The sequence below is a fragment of the Salipiger marinus genome (assembly GCF_035481585.1).
Classification (GTDB): Bacteria; Pseudomonadota; Alphaproteobacteria; order Rhodobacterales; family Rhodobacteraceae; genus Salipiger; species Salipiger marinus.
In genome coordinates, this window is sequence record NZ_JAYKSL010000063.1 from 1 (window position 1) to 2860 (window position 2860).

The window sequence follows — 2860 nt, forward strand, 5'->3', positions numbered from 1 at the left end:
CCTACTCAGGAGTTGGAGCCTCCGGCAAACCCGGAGCAGTTCAGACCGCCTTGGCACTGGAAAAACTGGAAGCGCACCAGGGTTCAATTCCTTGGTTCGGAATGCGCAACATGCGGTGCCGACTATGAGGCTGTACTTGTTCTGCAGCACACGGTGAGAATACCCCGGGTTCAGCCCTATTTGGACAAGGCCAAAGCCGAATATGAGGCGCGGGAACCTGCCCACGACTATCGAGCTGAATTACGGGAAGAATCCTACGCGATCCGAGACGCCGTCGTTCCGGAAATGCGGGACTGCTGCCCTATGTGCTTCAGCCTGTCGATTCAGTTTCGCAAGAAGGCGGGAACGTGGATCTGCAACAGTCCGGTCGGGCGGGGCTATTGCGGTCACGTCTTCAGGGTCCCGGCGAAGAAGGAGGCCCTCACGGCAGCCCAGAAACGCGGTATCCGCGCGCGAAAACATATGGCTTGGCGTGAGAAGGCGACAAACTGGGACGGCGATTGGAAGCGCGGAGCGATTCTCGCATGGCTTGCGGATTTCCAGGGGTATCTTTCGCTGAAGCACACAAAGACGCTGTGCAAGCGTTGCGCTTTCCTTGAGGACATGACTGATCTGAAGCCATGCCTCGAATGCGGATTTGCATTCTTAAGGACAGAAACTGCGTGTCCCGACTGCGGCCGTGCGGTCGCTGAGGCTCAAGCTGACAGCGCGGAGGGAGAGACGGATGACGGCCCGACCCAGAACGATGACGCTGGAGATCGATGAGGAACTGCACGAGTTCCTGACGTTCATGGTGAGCGACGCAGGGCCCTATCAATCCGTCAGCGCCTATGTTGAAGACTTGATCCGGCGCGACATGGCAAGCCAGGAGGCCGCGGCCTTTACGCAGCTGCAGGCGGAACTTGCCGCTGGGTTCAGAGCCCCAGAATCCACCTACCATCCGTCGTCTGCCGCGGAGGTTATCGCGCGCAACCGCATTTTACGGTTCAGCCGCTTCTCTTGATCCGGGGGCCATCCGTTTCAACGGTCATCGAACGGCAAAATCCGGCTACGGAGCAATCGTGCGGAGAATGGCGGCTCCAATCTCCGCATAATCTGCGGCGCACGATCATGATGACGTGGTCGGATGCAGGCCTGTGCAGATTGCTTGAATCTGCCTTGTGTGTTACAAAACCTAGGACAGAATGAACTTGTGTCCGAGGTTTTGTAACTATGCTTGCGACGGATCAGGGCCAGCGCGCCCGCATGATCGACTACATGGAAGTTCATGCGCCAGCCCGTTCAAGGGATCTGGCCACCATCGGCGTGAGCGGAACCACCATCGCGAGGGCGGTTGCAGATGGCGTGGTCGTACGGATTGGGCGGGGACTGTATCAGCTGCCGGACACCGAGCCAGACCTTCATGCTGGGCTGATCGAGATCGCCAAGCTCGCACCCAAGGCCGTCATCTGCCTGACCTCAGCTCTATCCTTTCATCAGCTGACCGACCAACTTCCACGCCGTGTGTGGATCGCCATCGGCGCCAAGGACTGGGCACCGAAGATCGAATACCCTCGCATCCGCATCGTGCGCTTCCGTGAGCCCTACCTGACCAATGGCACCGAGGTCCATCGGGTCGGGGAGGCGGAGGTTCGGGTGTATTCCATCGCCAAGACGATTGCAGACGCATTCCGTAACCCGAAACTGGTGGACCGATCCGTCACCATCGAGGCGATGAAGGCCGCGCTGGGCGCGAGAAAGGCTACGGCCGGTCAGCTTGCGACAGCCGCGCGCGAGAACGGCGCCTGGATCAAGATGCGCCCCTATCTGGAAGCCCTGACGTCAAATGGCTAAGCAACCCAAGGACATCGCGGCCTCCGTGCGTCAGCGTCTGCTGAACCTTGCCCGTGCTGAAGGTCAGCTGTTCGATGTGGTGCTAGTGGCCTTCGGCCTCGAACGACTGGTGTACCGGCTGTCGGTCTCCGAATATCGCGACCGCTTCGTCTTGAAGGGTGGCATGCTCGTCACCTTGTGGACGGCTGACACTGGCCGCTTTACCCGGGACATCGACTTCCTGGCGTTCGGCTCGGACGAGGAGGCGGAACTGAAGACTGCCTTCTCCCAGATACTCGCCATAGATGGCGATGACGGGCTGGTCTATGACATCGAAAGCCTGACGGCCGTCGCCATTCGGGAAGACCAGATCTATGGCGGGATGCGGCTCCGGACCGAAGCCCGCTTGGGCAATACGCGCATACCGATCACCGTGGACCTCGGCTTCGGCGATGCCTTGGCCGATCCGCAATTCGAGATCGAGTACGGATCCCTGCTCGACATTCCAGCCGCATCGATCCGCGCCTATTCACCGGCAACGGTCATCGCCGAGAAGTTTCAGGCCGTGGTGGCGCTGGGCTTGGCGAACAGCCGGATGAAGGACCTGTATGATCTGTGGACGCTGCCGAAATCCATCGACATCGACACGGGCGACCTCGCGTCCGCGATCCGAGGAACCTTCGCTCGACGCGATACGATTGTTCCAGCCGCCTGCCCTGTCGGTCTGTTGGAGGAGTTCTCGACCGACCCGACAAAGATGACGCAATGGCGGGCCTACTCGGATGGCACGGCTCTCGAGGGACGGCCGCTTGCAGAGGTCACTGCGGATATCTGGGCTTGGCTTGAACCGGCATGCAGGGCGGCGGCATGATTGCCGCGTTCTGCGCGATCATGTTGCCCGTCGATGGGGGGCTCATAAAACGTTGACCAGGTGTTGACAAGAATCTGGAATGACAAAAACCGAGCGTTATGCTCGGCTTTGAAATATTTGATAAGACGTGTATATTTGGTTGCGGGAGTAGGATTTGAACCTACGACCTTCAGGTTA

At 59.4% G+C, this 2860-nt stretch carries 4 protein-coding genes; all 4 read left to right on the forward strand.

Annotated elements, in window-relative coordinates:
• On the forward strand, window positions 1-765 hold a 765-nt coding region (locus VK682_RS27035), incomplete at its 5' end, for a hypothetical protein (protein WP_324782969.1).
• Window positions 746-1003 (forward strand): addiction module antitoxin, encoded by a 258-nt coding sequence (locus VK682_RS27040; protein ID WP_230798276.1) that lies wholly within the window; start codon window positions 746-748, stop codon window positions 1001-1003. The genes VK682_RS27035 and VK682_RS27040, both read left to right, overlap by 20 nt.
• A 242-nt stretch (window positions 1004-1245) precedes the next feature.
• Entirely contained in the window at window positions 1246-1833 is a 588-nt protein-coding gene (locus VK682_RS27045) for a type IV toxin-antitoxin system AbiEi family antitoxin domain-containing protein (protein ID WP_230798275.1), read from the forward strand.
• Entirely contained in the window at window positions 1826-2683 is an 858-nt protein-coding gene (locus VK682_RS27050) for a nucleotidyl transferase AbiEii/AbiGii toxin family protein (protein ID WP_230798274.1), read from the forward strand. Before VK682_RS27045 ends, VK682_RS27050 begins: the two co-directional genes overlap by 8 nt.
• The last annotated feature ends 177 nt before the right edge of the window (window positions 2684-2860 follow it).

Excerpts from the sequence above, each read along its gene's own strand:
- VK682_RS27040 (WP_230798276.1), top strand. The coding sequence starts at position 746 with ATGACGCTGGAGATCGATGAGGAACTGCACGAGTTCCTGACGTTCATG.
- VK682_RS27045 (WP_230798275.1), top strand. The coding sequence starts at position 1,246 with ATGATCGACTACATGGAAGTTCATGCGCCAGCCCGTTCAAGGGATCTG.
- VK682_RS27050 (WP_230798274.1), top strand. The coding sequence starts at position 1,826 with ATGGCTAAGCAACCCAAGGACATCGCGGCCTCCGTGCGTCAGCGTCTG.